Raw genomic sequence first — 16,088 nt, forward strand, 5'->3', positions numbered from 1 at the left:
AATATATCACTTAGGACCCTCGATTGGAAGGCCATGCTTGGCCATCAGCTGCAGGTAGTCTTCCCGCGGCGGAACGAAGATGTCGATGCCGCGGAAACCGGTCGTCGTGCGGCCGCCATGCGGCACATTCGACGGATGGACGCAGACATCGCCGGCTTCCATCAGGAAGGTTTCATCGCCGCAGGTATGCTCTTCCGTACCTTCAAGAATGACCAGGATCTGCACGGCTTCATGGCTGTGCATCGGAAATACGCATCCGGGAGGGTTGGTGATGAAGCTGAGCAGGGCGGGGCCTGCAGCGACGAAGCGCGTGCTGGACTGTTCTGTCAGCGGCACCAGCGGAATATCCTCGATCGTGTAGCAGTATTTCGATTTGTTAGTTGCTTTGTAAACCATCGTTATTTCTCCTATTTATCCATCAATTCCAAAGCTTTATGGAAGCATCCACGAAAGCACAGGTGTCGTTTGGAGGTAGACGATCGCGCAAAGGACGAGCGTCAGTGCAATGCTCCAGGGAAGTGTCTTGCGGAAAATATCCCCTTCGCGTCCGATGATGCCGACCGCAGCGGCGCCGATTGTCAGGCTTTGCGGTGAAATCATCTTGCCGAGCACGCCACCGGAGCTGTTGGCCGCAGCCAGAAGCGAGGGTGACAGGCCGGTTTCATGAGCCGCCGCGACCTGCAGAGCACCGAAGAGCGCGTTGGCGGAATTGTCGGATCCGGTAATCGCCACGCCGATCCAGCCGATGGCCGGCGACAGGAATGCGAACGCATGTCCGGTCGTGGCGAGCCAGCGCCCGAGCGTGATGGTCTGTCCGGAAAAGTTCATGACGAATGCGACGGCGAGCACGCAGAGAACCGTCGGAATGGCCCATTTGAGCTGCTTGAGCGTTGCGCCGTAAGTCTGCACCGCCTCACCGCCCGAAACCTTCAGGAAAGGCATCGAGAACAGGCCGGCGACACCGAGAAGCGTGGCGGTACCCGGCAGCCATGGCAGTGACAGCGACGTGCCGATAGCCCCGCCGGTCGGATTGACAATGGCAAGCCCCGGCCATGCAAACTTGCTGACTCCGGCAGACAGAGCCTGGGCGATCGGCCCGAGCTGCGACAGCGTGAAGATCACGATGATCGCGACATAGGGCAGGAAGGCGATCGAAACACTGCGGCTGTTGAACGGGATTTTCGAGTTTTCGCCTTCATTGACGATGGCGCATTCGACAGTTTCCTTCGGCTTCCACACCTGCAGGAAGGCGACCAGTGCCGCAGCACCGGCAAGCGCGCCGAGAACGTCGGTCAAGGGCACCGAGATCCAGGACGAGCTGACGAACTGTGTCACGGCATAGGCAAAGCCGGCGACCAGCGCGGGCAGCCATGTCTGGCGAAGACCTCTGCCGCCGTCGACGATCCAGACGAGGATCAGCGGAATGAACATTGCAAGGATCGGCGTCTGGCGACCGATGATCGCACCCAGCTCGTCATAAGGCAGGCTGGAAACGGCGGCCAATGTGGTGATCGGAACGCCGAGCGCGCCGAAGGCGACCGGCGCGGTATCGGCCACAAGCGCGCAGAGTGCGGCTTTCAGCGGATCCATGCCGATTGCCACCATCATCACGCCGGCAATCGCAATCGGCGTACCGGCACCGGCAAGCGCCTCAAGCAGGCCGCCGAAGCAGAATGCGATGATGATCGACTGTACACGCAGGTCGGTGCTGATCACCCCGAAACTGCGCCGCAGGATGTCGAAATATCCCGACTTCACCATCATGTTGTGGATCCAGATGGCGTTGATGATGATCAGGATGATCGGAAGAATACTGAATGCCGCACCATAAAGCGCGGAATTGGCGGCCACCGAAACCGGCATGCCGTAGATGATGATGGCAACACCCATCGCGACGATAAGTGAGCATAGACCGGAAAGCTGCGGCGAAAGCCTGAACCCTCCGAGCATCATGAACATCGTCAGAAGCGGCAAAGCCGCAAAGAACGAACTCAGCCCGAGCGACTGAGCGACCGGATCATAAACCTGTTGAAACATTTTCGGCGCGTCTCCCCACGCTGCCCGCAAGCGCGGGCACAAACCCAAAGCCTTGCACCCGCCAAAAACGCCTCCCCTAAAAGCGGTCCAGGTCGATGAGAGAACTCATCTCATGCAAGATGTGTATACTTATATATCAGTTGGATTTGATCGAAAGTGCGCAAGCCGCCGCAGCAGTGAGGCAAGTTGACGCTGGGAGATGATTTGAGATCAGCACAGTCGATATCATTCAGACAGCACGGTAACCGCCTCGAATGTTCCCATATCGCGGGACTAGCGAAGGAATGAATGGCGTGAGACGCGGTTACTGGCTCAGATCGATTCTGCTGGTCACGACCGACTTGCCACTTGCCGGGTCGTTATCGATGGTCTGCAACCGCAGCCGGTTTTCGCCAAGTTTGGCGATTGTCATCATCGCCTTACGGTCGCCGTTGATATTCCTCGCCCAGCGCACGGCCAGATTTATGGAATCTCCTTGCCGGGTTCCCGAAAGCGAAGAGGGCTGGCCCGAAGGCCCTGTGTAGGTTCCGCTATAACGCGTACCGGAGGCCTTCAGCGCTGCGGAGATGGATCGGCTGACGACAGCAAGCGCGCGACAGGAACCCTGCATCGCAAGATCGTCAGCGCCTGCAGAAAAATCTACATTACAGCTCACATTAACAGATTTTCCGCCGATCCGGGTCAGAACCGTTCCCTTGCCTGACCATTTTCCATCGATGGATTTCAAAAACTCTCCTTCGGCGGCCGTTGCCGAACCGGCAATTCCCATTGGAAGGACCAATGCTGCTGTCAGAATTGCGAGGAACTGCGCATGCATGACAACCTCCATCAAAAGATGCAGGCCTAACGCTCACTTTCAGTACAAGTTCCCGGCAGCCAGAATCCGCCAGAGGGTCAGCAGAATATCCACTGCGCAATTCTTTGCCGGGGCAGCAGTCCGACTTCGACCCGGCCATGCTTTAGAGGTTACGGGAAATCACAGCATTTATTATCAGCAGATAAGCTGAGCATTAACCAAGCAAAAACCATGGCGTGCAAAATATAGACACATTGTCACATCTCAACTTTTCAGTTCAGGATCTGCAAGATGGTACCGGCACAGGCAGAAAAGCAGCAGCATGCAGCAACGCCCCGTTCAATGCAGGTCATAACCGACGGCATCGGCAACGATCTCGAGCGCTTCAGCGCCGACAACACCCATGTCGTCAAGCAGATCAAGCTTTTGGCGATCAATGCGCTGATCGAAGCAGCGCGTGCCGGCGAGATGGGCAAGGGATTTGCCGTCGTCGCCAACGAGGTGCAGCGACTAGCGCAGATCGCCTCCGACATTGCCTCGAAATTCGAAAGCAATGTGCTCGGCCGCATTGGACTGACGCGCAGCATGGCCGATTCTCTGGTTCACGAGATGGAGGGCATCAGGCTCACGGATCTCGCGCAGACGCTCGTACAACTGATCGTCCGCAACCTCTTTGAACGCACTGCCGATGTCCGCTGGTGGGCGACTGATACGGCGCTCTGGCAGGCCCTCAATGATCCGTCCGCCGAGCGCCGCACATTCGCAGCGGAACGCCTGGGTGTCATCAACCGCTTTTACACCGTCTATCTCGATCTCGTCATGACCGACCTTTCCGGCAAGGTGATCGCCTCGGCCAACCCGAAATTCCAGCGAAAGCTGATTGGTACATCGCTGTCGGATGAACCGTGGTTCGCTGCCGCCCGCCGTTGTGCCTCGGGGGACGATTATGTCGTCGATGAGGTGAAGCGCTCCGGTCCGCATGACAACCGCACGGCCCTTGTCTATGCAACAGGCATCCGTGACGGGGGCAAAGTCGACGGTGAGCTTTTGGGTACACTCGGCGTCTATTTCGACTGGGAAAACCAGGGCCAGTCGATTGTCGAGAAGGAAGCAAACCTTCCGCCGCATGTGGCGAACAAGACCACCGTCCTTCTGCTGGACGGAAACAGCCGCGTCATCGCAACGACAAACCCCGCCCTGCTGTTCACGCATTTCGCACTCGTCAATCCGGGGGGCCAGGCATCCGGCAGCTACTACGACAATAACGGCTCGATCGTCGCCTATGCCCGAACGCTCGGTTACGAAGATTACGACGGTCTCGGCTGGTATGGAGTGGTCGTTCAGCGGCTGGAAAACGAGGATGACATACGCATGGCGCTGAATATCCGGTAACCTTGGGCTTCCCGTTAAAAATCCCAGGGCGAGATAAGGTCGAGCCCGCAGGTCTGGAAATCCCCTCTGGCCGTTGCGCGCATAGACGCTATCTCAAGCCTGTGAGGATTGAGGAGGCATCATGATCATCCGCTCCGGAAGCTGCCTGTGCGGAAAGGTCCGCTACAAAGTTAAATCGGACCCCATTCGCATCGGGCTTTGCCATTGCATGGACTGCCGCAAGGAAAGCGGTTCGGTCTTTGCCACATTCGGTATCTGGCCCGCACATGCCTTCGAGGCATCGGGAGAGGTTCGATATTATGAAGGCCGTGGCTTCTGCGTGAACTGCGGCGCCCGCATCTTTTCCGAGCCAGCCGAGGATGAGGTCGAGATCCGGGTCGGCACGCTGGACATGGCTCCGACCGATATCCAGCCAACCTATGAATTATGGGTCAAGCGCCGCGAAGACTGGCTGGCACCGCTGGATGGCGCCGAGCAGTTCGAGGAAGACCGTCTCTGATCCGTATCGCTATTTGTACGTTGCTTTGATATGCCTGCTCACCAGCACAAAACATGGCACGGTGAGATCCCGATGACCTATGAAGCACAACTGAAAAAAGCGATCGACATCGCCACGAAGGCGCATGAAGGGCAGTCCAGCAAAACGGGCGGCCCGTTCATCGATCATGTGCGGCGTGTGGCCGAGCATGTAACGGGAGAGGATGAAACGCTGGTCGCATGGCTTCACGACGTCGTCGAAAAAGGCCCCGGCTGGACTTTCGAGCGGCTGCGCGAAGAAGGTTTTTCACAAAGGGTCATCGATGCTGTCGACGCGATGAGCAAGCGTGACGGCGAGGATTATTTCGACTTCGTCCGCCGTTCGATCGAAAGCCCTTTGGCCCGCCCGGTCAAACGGGCCGACCTCACCGACAATCTCGCTCAGATGCGGCAGATGGGCGGCGATGGCGGAAAATTTGCCGAAGGCCTTCGCATTCTCGGTGAAACCTATCCGGCTTGACCGGAACTTTGGCCTGTCTCTTTCGTTGCGGCGGTTGGACCACTGCCCGAAACGGAAGGATCGCCGATGGAACTTCAGTCGAAAGTCGCTCTGGTCACCGGCGCAGGCTCTGGCATCGGCCGCGCTTCTGCAATCAAGCTGGCGGAAGCCGGAGCTGTCGTGGGAATTCTGGGCCACACGCCCGGCGAACTTAACGAAACAGCGGAATTGATCGAGGCCACCGGCGGCAGAGCCATTTCTCTGAACGCCGACGTCGCGGATGAAAAAGCCATGCATCGCGCCGTGGAAACGCTGGTCGAGGAGACCGGCAGGCTGGATGTGGTGGTGGCGAATGCGGGCATAAACGGCGTCTGGGCGCCTATTGATGATCTCAAGCCGGATGAGTGGGACCAGACGATCCGCGTCAACCTGCGCGGCACCTATCTGACGCTCAATGCCAGCATCCCGCATCTGAAAAGGCAGGGCGGCTCTGTGATCGTCGTATCGTCCATCAATGGCAATCGCACCTTCAATACGCCGGGTGCAACGGCCTATGTCGCGACAAAAGCGGCTCAAGTGGCCATCGTCCAGCAACTGGCGCTTGAACTGGGTCGCCACCGGGTTCGCGTCAACGCGGTCTGCCCGGGCGCTATCGAGACCAGCATTGATAACAACACAAAAGTGCGTGGCGAAGACGAGACTGCCGTTCCGGTGGAGTTCCCCACCGGCGATATTCCCATCACTGGCGGCAAGGCGGGTCGAAGCGAGGACGTCGCTTCGGTCATCCTGTTTCTTGCCTCCGACCAGTCGCGGCATGTCACAGGAACTCCGGTCTATGTCGATGGCGGTCAGGGACTTTTGCGCTGACCCGACAACCTCGCTGACGCGCGATCGGGCAGAAATTCTTGCGACCTATGCAAATTCTGGAGACCTGATTTGCGCATGGTCAAGGATTGAAATGAAATACTTTGGGTGCTAACTAATGCCATAGACAACCTTAGTGTGCTAACTATAATGCCCTATATCGATCAAACAGCCTCGGAATTCCTTGAGGAGCTGACCAAGGTCAGCCGCAAGATTCGCACGACTTTCAACAAGAAGGTGACCGCCCACGGACTCACCTATCCCCGTGCGCGTGCGCTTTTCCGTCTGGCGAAAAAGCAGAACATGACTCAGACGGAGCTCGCCTGCGATCTGGAGCTGGAACAGGCAACGCTTGTGCGCCTGCTTGACCGTATGGAGGAAAATGGGCTGATCGAACGCCGCCCCGATGCAAACGACCGGCGCGTCAAACTCATCGCCCTGACCGAACACGGAGAAGAACAGGCTGCCTTCGTGCGTGCCTTGGCAGACCAGATCCGTCACCAGTTCTTTGAAGGCATTGACGAGGCCGAGTTGAAGCAAGCCATCGCACTGATGGAGACGATCTCCGAAAACGTCTCGAATGTGGAGATCGACGATGTCCACGCGTGAGGCAGCGGCCAGAAGCGAAGATCTACAGACAGAACGGCTGGAAACTGCGGCAACCGACGTGCAGGCGCCTGCGCCGGCCCCCGCTCCTGCAAGCCCACCGCCTTTCGTGCCGAAACCGTTACCGATCGCACTTCTTTATGCAATTACGTCGCTCACGGCCGCCGTCATGCAGGGGCTTGGCACGGCGATGATCTCGACCAACCTGCAGCAGATCGCCGGACCGCTTGAAGCGACCCAGAACGAAGCAGCATGGCTGATGGCAGCCTATCTCTTCCCGAACGCCAGCCTCGGCCTGTTCCTGTTCAAGGTCCGCACCCAATACGGCATCCGCCAGTTCTGCGAGCTGGCGATCATCCCTTACGTGATCATCAGCCTTGCGCATCTGTGGGTCAATGATCTCGGCTTGAGCATCGCACTTCGTTTCTTCGCCGGTGCGGCGGCAGCGCCGATCTCGTCGATGGCCTTCCTCTATATGCTGGAAATCTTTCCACCGGAGAAGAAGCTCAATATCGGTCTTTGCCTCGCCCTGATCGGCCTGTCGCTGTCGACGCCGATCGCCGGCCTCATTTCGCCGTCGCTTCTCGATATTCACGACCTGCGCGGCCTCTACCTCGTCGAGCTCGCCCTGGCGCTGATCGTCTTTGGCCTCATCTACATTCTGCCGCTGACATCCCCGCCCCGCGCCAAGGTCATCTCATCGATGGACTATGTGAGCTACGGCCTGCTCGCCACGTCGATGGGCTGTCTTGCGGTCTTCTTCACCATGGGCCGCCTCTACTGGTGGCTGGAAGCCAACTGGCTCGCCTGGGTGCTGATCACCGGCATCGTCAGCGGCACGCTCTGCATCATGCTGGAGCTCAATCGCAAGAACAACCTGATCGACGTGCGCTGGATAGGCTCCTGGGAGATCGTCCACTTCGCCGGCGTGTTGCTTGTCTTCCGCATGCTGCTCACCGAACAGTCGACGGGCGCGATCAATTTCTTCCGCCAGCTCGGCCTATTCAACGAGCAGATGGCTCACCTCTATTGGGCGGTGCTGATTGCGAGCGTTGCCTCGGGCCTGCTCTGCGCGGTCTTCATGAAGCCCGGTCGTGAGGCCGCCATCCATCTGCTCGCATTGATCCTGATTGCCGCCGGTACCTTCATGGACAGCCAGTCAACGGTTCTGACGCGTCCGGACCAGATGCTGCTCAGCCAGTCGCTGATCGCATTCGGCTCGGGCCTCTTCCTTCCTCCGGCCATGGCCGTCGGCTTTGCCGCCGCGCTGAAGAAGGGCCTGACCTACATCATCAGCTTCATCGCTGTGTTTCTCTTTACCCAGAAAGTCGGTGCCTTCATCGGCAGCGCCCTGTTCGGCAGCTTCGTCACCTGGCGGGAGCAATATCACTCCGCCATCCTGACCTCGCGCCTCCTGCCCACCGATCCGCTCGTCGTGCAGCGCATCAACCAGTACGTCTCCGCCTATAGCCGCACCGGCTCGGATGCCACGCAGCACACGATCCAGGGCACCAGCACCTTCGCCAAGCAGGTCCAGCAGCAAGCCTATGTGCTTGCCTATAACGACGCCTTCTTCGCGACATTCGTTCTCGCGGCAGTGGCCATCGGCCTTTTGCTGCTCCACATCCTCTGGAATAACCGCCACCGGTTCCTGCACAGCACAGACGCCCCACAAACTGCCTGACGCTCGCAACCTGGCCCAAAACACAAGTCAAAGACCATGAAATCCGTATTTCGCTCTCTCGCCACCTATCTCGCGGCTGCCGTCGGCATCGCCGGTGTCCTCATCGTGCTCTATGTCTGGAACCTGCCGCCGTTCAAGGGCTCTATCGAGACCACCAACGATGCCTATGTGCGTGGCCAGGTTACCCTGCTCAGCCCGCAGCTCGCCGGCTATATTGTAGAAGTGCCTGTTCAGGACTATCAGAGGGTCAAAAAAGGCGACCTGATTGCCAGGATAGACGACCGCATCTACACGCAGAAGCTGGAACAGGCGAAGGCCACCCTGGCATCGGCCGAGGCTTCGCTTGCCAATTCCGAGCAGAGCCGCAAGTCGGCTGACGCCAAGATCGTTTCGGCCAAGGCAGCCGTCGAAAGTGCCAACGCCGCCTTCGATGCGGCCAAGACCGCCTATAACCGCACCCAGTCGCTCCTAAAGAGCAATGTCTCGACCCAGAGCGATTTCGAAAAAGCCCAGGCGACCTATGATCAGGCCCAGGCATCGGTTCACCAGGCAGACGCGGCAGTCCTCGTCGCCGAGCAGGACCTCAACACGATCGTCGTCAACCGCCGGACGCTGGAAGCGACCGTCGAGGGCGCCAGGGCTTCCGTCGCGCTTGCCGATATAGACCTGCAGAACACCCGCATCACCGCCCCGCAGGACGGCGAGCTCGGTGAAGTGACAGGCCGCCTCGGCCAGTACGTCTCGATCGGCACACAGATCGCATCGCTCGTGCCCAATCATGTCTGGGTCGTCGCCAATTACAAGGAAAACCAGCTCGAAGGAATGAAGCCCGGCCAGCTGGTCACCTTCACGGTTGATGCTCTCGGGCACCAGAGTCTCAAGGGCCGTATCGAGCGTTTCGCGCCGGCGACCGGCTCCGAATTCTCCGTCATCAAATCCGATAACGCGACCGGCAATTTCACCAAGGTCGCCCAGCGTATTCCCGTCCGGATCGCAATAGAGCCGAACCAACCACTTACCGATAGCCTCGTCCCCGGCATGTCGGTCGTTGCCAGCGTTGACCTCGCGCAGCAAAGTGGACCAGCTCTGGCACAGGGCAACTGACCTTTTCGTCAGTCCGCCCCGCCCTTTCCGGACAAAAAGAAGCCCCGCGCCCTGTTCAGCATCCCGGCGCGGGGCTTTCTCCATCTTATCTGTCTATTTTTTTAGCGCTGCGCGACGGCGCTCCCGGCACCGGTGGATCGCTCCACCCAGTCATGCCAGCCTTCAACGCCGCCATTGAAGACATTGAGGTCGATCTTGCCCTCAACACCTTGCGACAGGCCCGATCCCGAATACTGCCAGAACAGCCACTTGCGATCCGGGTAGATCTTTGACGGGTGAGCGGCCACCGACCTCAGCCAGAAAGGATAGTCACGGAACTGGCCGCGCAGGTGATCCTTGTAGAAATCCGGTGCGGTATAAATGACCGGGCGCTGGCCGTAATGCCGTTCCAGCTTGTCCATGAAGACCTGCATCTTCTCGAGCACGCGCTCGGTCGAAAGCCGCATCTTGCAGTCGGACTGGTGATTGTATTCCACGTCGATCACAGGCGGCAGCGCATCGGGATCGCGCGGGACGTTGCGGATGAACCAGTCGGCCTGCTCGCCCGCGGTGCGGCACCAGTAGAAGAAATGATAGGCGCCACGGCGGATACCCGCCTGCTGCGCCCTGTTCCAGTTGGTCTTGAACATCGGATCGATGTGGTCACCGCCATCGGTCGCCTTGATATAGGCGAAGTTGGCGCCCTGGGTGCGCAGTCTCGCCCAATCGATATTGGCCTGCCAACGCGATACGTCGACGCCATGCACGGCAAAGTGTCGGGGCGCGACCCGGCCGAAATTCATCGGCTTGGCATCGCTGAAGCGGTGGCCGTAAACCTTCAGACGCTGGAAACCTGCAGAAGGCGGCATTGGCTGGCTATATGGTGGCTGGCTGCGTGAAGAATTGAGTGCCGGCCTGAGCGAGGCGACAGGGCGCTCGGCAGGCACCGGCATGCCGACAGTGGTCGCCAAGCCGTCGAATGCCTGTGTTTCGTGTGCACCGCCATTCCAAGCCAGCTCATGCGGATCTCTCAAGCCGGCCGGCGGCGTGATCGCCGCAACCGGTGTCGGATCGATTGAAGGAACAGACGCTGCCGGCATTGACGGCGGAACGATTGCCTGTGACGGCGCGACCCGCGCGGTCTTGACTGACGCGGGCGGTACGGTCAGCGCTGTCTCTGTGCTGGACGAGGTACAGCTGGACAAGCCGATACAGGTGGCGATGATGGCCGAAGTGGCAGCAGAAAAACGCATGATGACCCGTACGCAAAACACCGATCCCGCCCTGACTGCCTGTTTTCAGGCGCAACACAGGATTTGACTAACGGGACGTTACCGAAAAAACCTAAATGCAATCTTTACGAGTCGTTCACTTCGCCGGCATTCGCCAGCGGAAGCTAATAAAATAATCGATGATTATCGCGTGGGCAGGCCCGATAGTAACACCATTGTTAAGAACTTGCGTCCGATACTCGCCTTATTGACATAAGCCAATTCCCAACGGCGTTTCCACTCTCATGCGCTTCATTCACTTCAGGCTGGTTGGCCCGGCCATCATTGCGGTGGCGGTGCTCATCACTGGCATGGCGACAATCCCTTATGTGGGCATTGCCCAGATCGACGCGGATCTTCGCCAGCGACAGGAGACGCTGGTCAAGCACAATATCGACCTGTGGATCAGCGACATCGAGTTCTCGCTGACCGCATGGACCATATGGGATGAATCCATCTCCAAGATCGATAACAGCTTCGATCTCGAATGGACCGACCGCAATATCGGCGCCTCTCTCATCGGAACATCCCGTACCCGCTTTGTCGCAGTACTCGACCACGACGATCAGCTGATCTATTCCCGTGCGGACGACAGTGTGAAGGATCGCGGCTTTTTCACCCGCGGCATTCCTGCCGTCGTCAAGGATGCGGCTGCCTTGGTTGCAAATGTCCGATCCAGAGAAATTGGACGCGTCATCGAAGGCATCCCGAAACCGGTCAGCATCAGCCGGATCGAAGTTCTGGGAGACGATGCGGTGCTGATGACGGCTGCGCTGTTTCAGTCGGATTTCGGAACCGCCAGGCCGAAGGGCGAACGCGCGCCGATCCTGATCACCGCCATGCCAATCACCGGCACCATTCAGGAATTCTTCGGCACCCGCTTCCTGCTCGACGATTCACGGATGGGGACGCTTGCGCGTGTCGCGCCGGATCGCGCTCATGTCGAGATCGCGGTCGGCCCGGGTGGCGAACCGCAGGTCCTGTCCTGGCGCCCGCCAAGTCCGGCCGCCGACCTTATGTACCGCTCGCTTCCGTTGCTCATCACCGTCGGCATACTTTTGCTGGCAACGGGCATATTCGCGGTCCGTATATCCAGAAACGCCGCCCGCACGCTGCTGTTGCGCGAAAGACGCATGCGCCACGCCGCGACACACGACTTCCTGACAGGCCTCGCCAATCGGGCGCTGTTGCAGCCGGAATTCAGGTCGCTGAGCGAACAGGGACGCCTCGCCGTTATTTGCCTCGACCTCGATGGCTTCAAATCGGTCAACGACACTTACGGACACGCGGCGGGCGACGACTTGTTGAAGATAGTCGCATCTCGGCTACGCGCCGGCATCCGCCAGGCCGACAGGCTCTTCCGCCTGGGGGGTGACGAATTTGCGATCCTCATGCCGGAGGTTTCTGCGAGTGAGGCCGAGAACATCTGCCGGGATCTTTCGCACTCGCTGGCGCAACCGATCGGACTATCTAAGGGCGATGTGTCGATAGGGGCTTCATTCGGCATCAAACTGGTCGAAAAGGGTGAGACATCCTGCGATACGGCGCTAGGTGCAGCCGACGCCGCACTTTATTATGCCAAGGCGTCCCATCGCGGCAGCGCGATCCTTTCGAGCGATATCCAGCTTGCCCGGCCAGAAGCCGAGCCCATAGCCCCCGTCGTGATCCGTCGTAGCGCGTAAATACCAGCTATCGCCGCAGCAACCTCAGCGCATTGATCGTCACCAGCACAGTCGCCCCCGTATCGGCTAGGATGGCCGGCCACAATCCGGTGACGCCGATAATGGTGGTCACCAGAAACACGGCCTTCAACCCGAGCGCGATGGTGATGTTCTGCCAGATATTGCGCATCGTGCGCTTCGATAGCTCGATCATGGCTGCAATGTCCGAAACTCGGCCATGCAGCACGGCCGCATCGGCGGTTTCCAGCGCCACATCGGTGCCACCGCCCATCGCGATGCCGATATCGGCCGCTGCCAGCGCCGGCGCGTCATTGATCCCGTCGCCGACCTTGCCGACAACGAATCCCTCGCGCTGCAGTTCGTCGACGATGCGGCTTTTGTCTTCCGGCATCAGTTCGGCGCGCACTTCGATTCCGAGATCCTTGCCGATCGCTCCTGCCGTGCGGGCATTGTCGCCGGTCAGCATCACCGTCTTGACACCTGCATCGGCGAGCAGCTTCAACCCGGCCTTGGCATCGGCACGCGGTTCATCGCGCATGGCGATCGCGCCCGCCAGAACACCACCGACGATCAGCACGGAAACCGTCTTGCCCTCATCATTGAGAGCGGTAATTCGGCGTGAATGCGCCATCGGCAGCGACACGCGCTCCACCGCCGCCTTCGGCGACCCGAGAAACACCTCTTCGCCCTCGACGATTGCCGTCACGCCCTTGCCGCCCAGTGCCTTCGCCTCGCTGGCCGCGGGAACGTCCAGTTCGTATTCTGCAGCCCTTGCCAGGATCGCCATTGCCAGCGGATGGCTGGAACCTGTTTCCAGCGCCGCCGAGATCCGCAACACGTCGTCGGCATTACGACCGAAGGCGATCACGTCGGTCACCTGCGGTTTGCCCGATGTCAGCGTCCCGGTCTTGTCGAAGGCGACGGCCGTCAGCTTGCCGAGCGTTTCCAGAACCGCACCGCCCTTCAGCAGCAGGCCCCGGCGCGCACCGGATGAAAGCGAGGCGGCGATTGCGGCAGGCGTCGATATGACCAGAGCGCAAGGGCAACCGATCAGAAGAATGGCCAGGCCCTTATAAACCCACTCACTCCAGTCTGCGCCGACAACGAGCGGCGGCAGAATGGCAACGAGTGCGGCCACGACCACGACGCCCGGCGTGTAATAACGCGAAAAACGATCGATGAAGCGTTCGGTCGGGGCCTTCTTTTCCTGCGCTTCTTCCACCAGCCGCACGACGCGGGCAATCGTATTGTCCTCGGCTGCAGCCGTCACGCGGATGCGCAAAGCCGCATCGCCATTGATCGTCCCGGCAAACACCTGCTCGCCTTCACTCTTGGAAACCGGCGTGCTTTCGCCCGTCACCGGTGCTTCGTCGATCGCACTTGTCCCGGCAATGATGATGCCGTCGGCGGAAATCCGGTCGCCCGGCCGCACCAGAATGACCGAGCCGACAGCAAGGGTTTCCGCCGGCACCTCGCGTGTCTTGCCGCCCTCCTCCAGCAAAGCTGTCTTCGGCACCAATGCCGTCAGGCTCTGGATGCTGGAACGTGCCTTGCCGGCGGCAACGCCTTCCAGGAGTTCTCCGACCAGAAACAGGAAGACAACGGCGGCCGCTTCTTCCGACGCATCGATGATAACGGCACCGACAGCGGCAATCGTCATCAGCATCTCGATCGAGAACGGCGTGCCGGCAAAAGCCGCCATGATCGCCCGTCGCGCGATCGGCACCAGACCGAACAGCATCGCTGCAGTGAAAATATAGCTGTCATAAGCCGGGATGAGATGTCCAACGCCGTAAGCGATGACAAGCGCCAGCCCGACGACGATCGTCAGCCGACCCTTCTTCGATTTCCACCACGGCCCATCCATCGGCGCGTGATCGTGACCATGCAAGCCTTCGATTTCGGCGTGATCATGGTCGTGATCCTCGTGATCGTGTCCACCGCCATGATGACCCCCGTGATCATGGCTGCAACCGGGACCATGCTCGTGGTGATCGTGCGACGGGGCATCTTCTCGCCCTGAGGGGGAGATGTCCGGCAGTACAGAGGAGGGTACGCCACCCTCTACCCTGCCCTTCTTTCCCAAAGCCCTGAGCGAATAGCCAAGCCCGGAAACCTTCTTCTCCATGGCAGCAAGATCGGCACTGCCATCGTGGCTCACCGTCATCGTGCCGGCAGCGACGGAGACGGAAACATCCTCGACGCCCGCAATGCGCCGCGCCGCCGTGTCGATCTTCGCCGCGCAGCTGGCGCAATCCATGCCGCCAACCTTGTAGCGCGCCTGATGCGAGGTTCCGTCTTTCGTCCGGCTATCCGACATGTCACTCTCCGCCATAACTTCGAGTAGTTCTTCTAGGACCTCTAGTGACTAGAGCTGCAAGGGGCTTTTTTCGAAAAACTTTCTCCTGCCGGCAAAAACCACAGTAAATGCGCCTTGAAAAAAGTGGACTGCCCGCCAAACAGGCTTGCGAGCCGATCGCTCAAAAAATAGAATTGCCCCCAAAGTCCGGGGGTATTCCCGGTCAACCGGTTTTCCGAAAGGTCTTCGTCCCGTGAACGTCTCCCGTCTTCTTCGCGCGTCGGCTGTCGCCGTCATCGCCTCCTTCGCCGGCGCGTCCGCCGCCAGCGCCCAGTCGAAGACCCTCACCATTTCCTGGTGGGGCTATAACGGCGAGAAGATGAACGCCAATATCATCGAGCCGTTCAAGAAGATCTGCGGCTGCGATATCGTCTTCGAGACCGGCAACAATGCCGACCGCCTGAACAAGCTGCGCCTGCGCGACGGCAAGGGTGTCGACGTCATTTACCTCTCCGACAGTTTCTCGCAGCTCGGCATCGAACAGGGCCAGTTCCTCGAAATCGACCCGGCCAAGATCCCGAACCTCGCGGAAATCTACGAACTTGGCCGCCAGCCGCAAGGCAAGTACGGCCCGGCCTACACGATTGGCCGCGTCGGCATCGTTTACGACAGTGCCAAGGTCAATCCGCCGATCACCTCGTGGAACGATCTGTGGCGCGCCGATCTGGAAAAGTCGATCTCGCTGCCGGGCATCACCACCACGGCCGGCCCGATGGTCGTGCTGCAGGCTGGCAAGCATGGCGGCACGGATGCGTTTGAGGATAGCGAAGCTGCATTCTCGGCGATCGAGGAACTGAAGCCGAACGTCGTGAAGAACTACAATACCGGTTCCGAACTGGTGAACCTTATCTCCACCGGCGAAGTGCGCGTCGCAATCGCCCAGGATTTCACGCTCGCCTCCATGCAGGCAGCGGTCCCGACCATGACCTGGGCAAAGCTTACCGATGGTGACATCGCCACCGTCAACACGGTCAATATCCCGAAGGGTTCCGAAAACGTCGAGCTCGCCTACCAGTTCATCAACTTCGTGTTGTCGAAGGAAGTGCAGCAGAAGGAAGCCGAACAGGGCGTCGATGCGCCGATCAACACCAAGGTCGAGCTGACGCCGGAACAGGCAAAAATGTGGACCTACGGCGCCGAACAGGTCAACAGCCTGTCGCGCATCGACTATGCCAAGATGAACGAAGCCAAGACCGACTGGATCGACCAGTGGAACGAGCTGTTCGCGCAGTAAGCTCGGCGTAAAATTGCCCCTCACCCTAACCCTCTCCTCGCTTGCGGGGAGAGGGAACGTGCCCTACTCGACGTTTAAATGTGGCAGAACGGATGCGACACCCG

The 16,088-nt window shown here is 59.5% G+C and carries 14 protein-coding genes; 9 read left to right on the forward strand and 5 right to left on the reverse strand.

Going from position 1 to position 16,088, the window contains the following annotated elements:
- Positions 1–6: 6 nt before the first annotated feature.
- The 3 genes from MRBLMR1_RS21145 to MRBLMR1_RS21155 form a co-directional block, all read right to left on the reverse strand.
- Entirely contained in the window at positions 7–396 is a 390-nt protein-coding gene (locus MRBLMR1_RS21145; RefSeq protein WP_112458259.1) for a cupin domain-containing protein, read from the reverse strand.
- Between the two features lie 36 nt (positions 397–432).
- Positions 433–2,037: an L-lactate permease gene (locus MRBLMR1_RS21150; protein ID WP_183685693.1), complete on the reverse strand. Its 1,605-nt coding sequence runs from the start codon at positions 2,035–2,037 to the stop codon at positions 433–435.
- 304 nt (positions 2,038–2,341) lie between these two features.
- Complete coding sequence (locus MRBLMR1_RS21155; protein WP_183685691.1) at positions 2,342–2,854, reverse strand: hypothetical protein; 513 nt, start codon at positions 2,852–2,854, stop codon at positions 2,342–2,344.
- Between the two features lie 270 nt (positions 2,855–3,124).
- On the opposite strand from MRBLMR1_RS21155, the gene MRBLMR1_RS21160 reads away from it, so the two are divergent.
- The 7 genes from MRBLMR1_RS21160 to MRBLMR1_RS21190 all read left to right on the forward strand — a co-directional run bounded on the left by MRBLMR1_RS21160 (position 3,125) and on the right by MRBLMR1_RS21190 (position 9,459).
- Entirely contained in the window at positions 3,125–4,225 is a 1,101-nt protein-coding gene (locus MRBLMR1_RS21160; RefSeq protein ID WP_500066062.1) for a methyl-accepting chemotaxis protein, read from the forward strand.
- Positions 4,226–4,346: 121 nt separating this feature from the next.
- The gene (locus tag MRBLMR1_RS21165) at positions 4,347–4,724 is read left to right on the forward strand and encodes a GFA family protein (protein WP_148145125.1); all 378 of its coding nucleotides are present in this window, start codon (positions 4,347–4,349) and stop codon (positions 4,722–4,724) included.
- Between the two features lie 72 nt (positions 4,725–4,796).
- Positions 4,797–5,222: an HD domain-containing protein gene (locus MRBLMR1_RS21170; protein WP_148145126.1), complete on the forward strand. Its 426-nt coding sequence runs from the start codon at positions 4,797–4,799 to the stop codon at positions 5,220–5,222.
- 66 nt (positions 5,223–5,288) lie between these two features.
- Entirely contained in the window at positions 5,289–6,068 is a 780-nt protein-coding gene (locus MRBLMR1_RS21175) for an SDR family oxidoreductase (RefSeq protein ID WP_183685687.1), read from the forward strand.
- Between the two features lie 147 nt (positions 6,069–6,215).
- A complete protein-coding gene (locus tag MRBLMR1_RS21180; protein WP_148145128.1) occupies positions 6,216–6,674 on the forward strand; it encodes a MarR family winged helix-turn-helix transcriptional regulator in 459 nt (152 codons plus the stop codon).
- Positions 6,661–8,355: an MFS transporter gene (locus MRBLMR1_RS21185; RefSeq protein ID WP_148145129.1), complete on the forward strand. Its 1,695-nt coding sequence runs from the start codon at positions 6,661–6,663 to the stop codon at positions 8,353–8,355. Before MRBLMR1_RS21180 ends, MRBLMR1_RS21185 begins: the two co-directional genes overlap by 14 nt.
- Positions 8,356–8,391: 36 nt before the next feature.
- On the forward strand, positions 8,392–9,459 hold the full coding sequence (locus MRBLMR1_RS21190; protein ID WP_148145130.1) for an HlyD family secretion protein: 1,068 nt from the start codon (positions 8,392–8,394) through the stop codon (positions 9,457–9,459).
- A gap of 101 nt (positions 9,460–9,560) precedes the next feature.
- On the opposite strand, the gene MRBLMR1_RS21195 is transcribed toward MRBLMR1_RS21190, so the two are convergent.
- On the reverse strand, positions 9,561–10,607 hold the full coding sequence (locus tag MRBLMR1_RS21195) for a glycoside hydrolase family 25 protein (protein ID WP_500066312.1): 1,047 nt from the start codon (positions 10,605–10,607) through the stop codon (positions 9,561–9,563).
- A 347-nt stretch (positions 10,608–10,954) separates the two neighbouring features.
- On the opposite strand from MRBLMR1_RS21195, the gene MRBLMR1_RS21200 reads away from it, so the two are divergent.
- The gene (locus MRBLMR1_RS21200; protein ID WP_148145132.1) at positions 10,955–12,391 is read left to right on the forward strand and encodes a diguanylate cyclase domain-containing protein; all 1,437 of its coding nucleotides are present in this window, start codon (positions 10,955–10,957) and stop codon (positions 12,389–12,391) included.
- A gap of 7 nt (positions 12,392–12,398) precedes the next feature.
- Here MRBLMR1_RS21200 and MRBLMR1_RS21205 read toward each other — a convergent pair whose 3' ends face one another.
- On the reverse strand, positions 12,399–14,711 hold the full coding sequence (locus MRBLMR1_RS21205) for a heavy metal translocating P-type ATPase (protein ID WP_500066066.1): 2,313 nt from the start codon (positions 14,709–14,711) through the stop codon (positions 12,399–12,401).
- A gap of 274 nt (positions 14,712–14,985) precedes the next feature.
- Between MRBLMR1_RS21205 and MRBLMR1_RS21210 the strand changes: the two genes are divergently transcribed.
- Positions 14,986–15,984 carry an ABC transporter substrate-binding protein gene (locus MRBLMR1_RS21210; protein WP_500066314.1) on the forward strand — a complete coding sequence of 333 codons (999 nt, stop codon included), beginning with the start codon at positions 14,986–14,988 and terminating at the stop codon, positions 15,982–15,984.
- The last annotated feature ends 104 nt before the right edge of the window (positions 15,985–16,088 follow it).

Origin of the sequence: Neorhizobium sp. LMR1-1-1.1, from assembly GCF_040675795.1 — a bacterium.
In the GTDB taxonomy this organism is placed as follows: Bacteria; Pseudomonadota; Alphaproteobacteria; order Rhizobiales; family Rhizobiaceae; genus Neorhizobium; species Neorhizobium cellulosilyticum.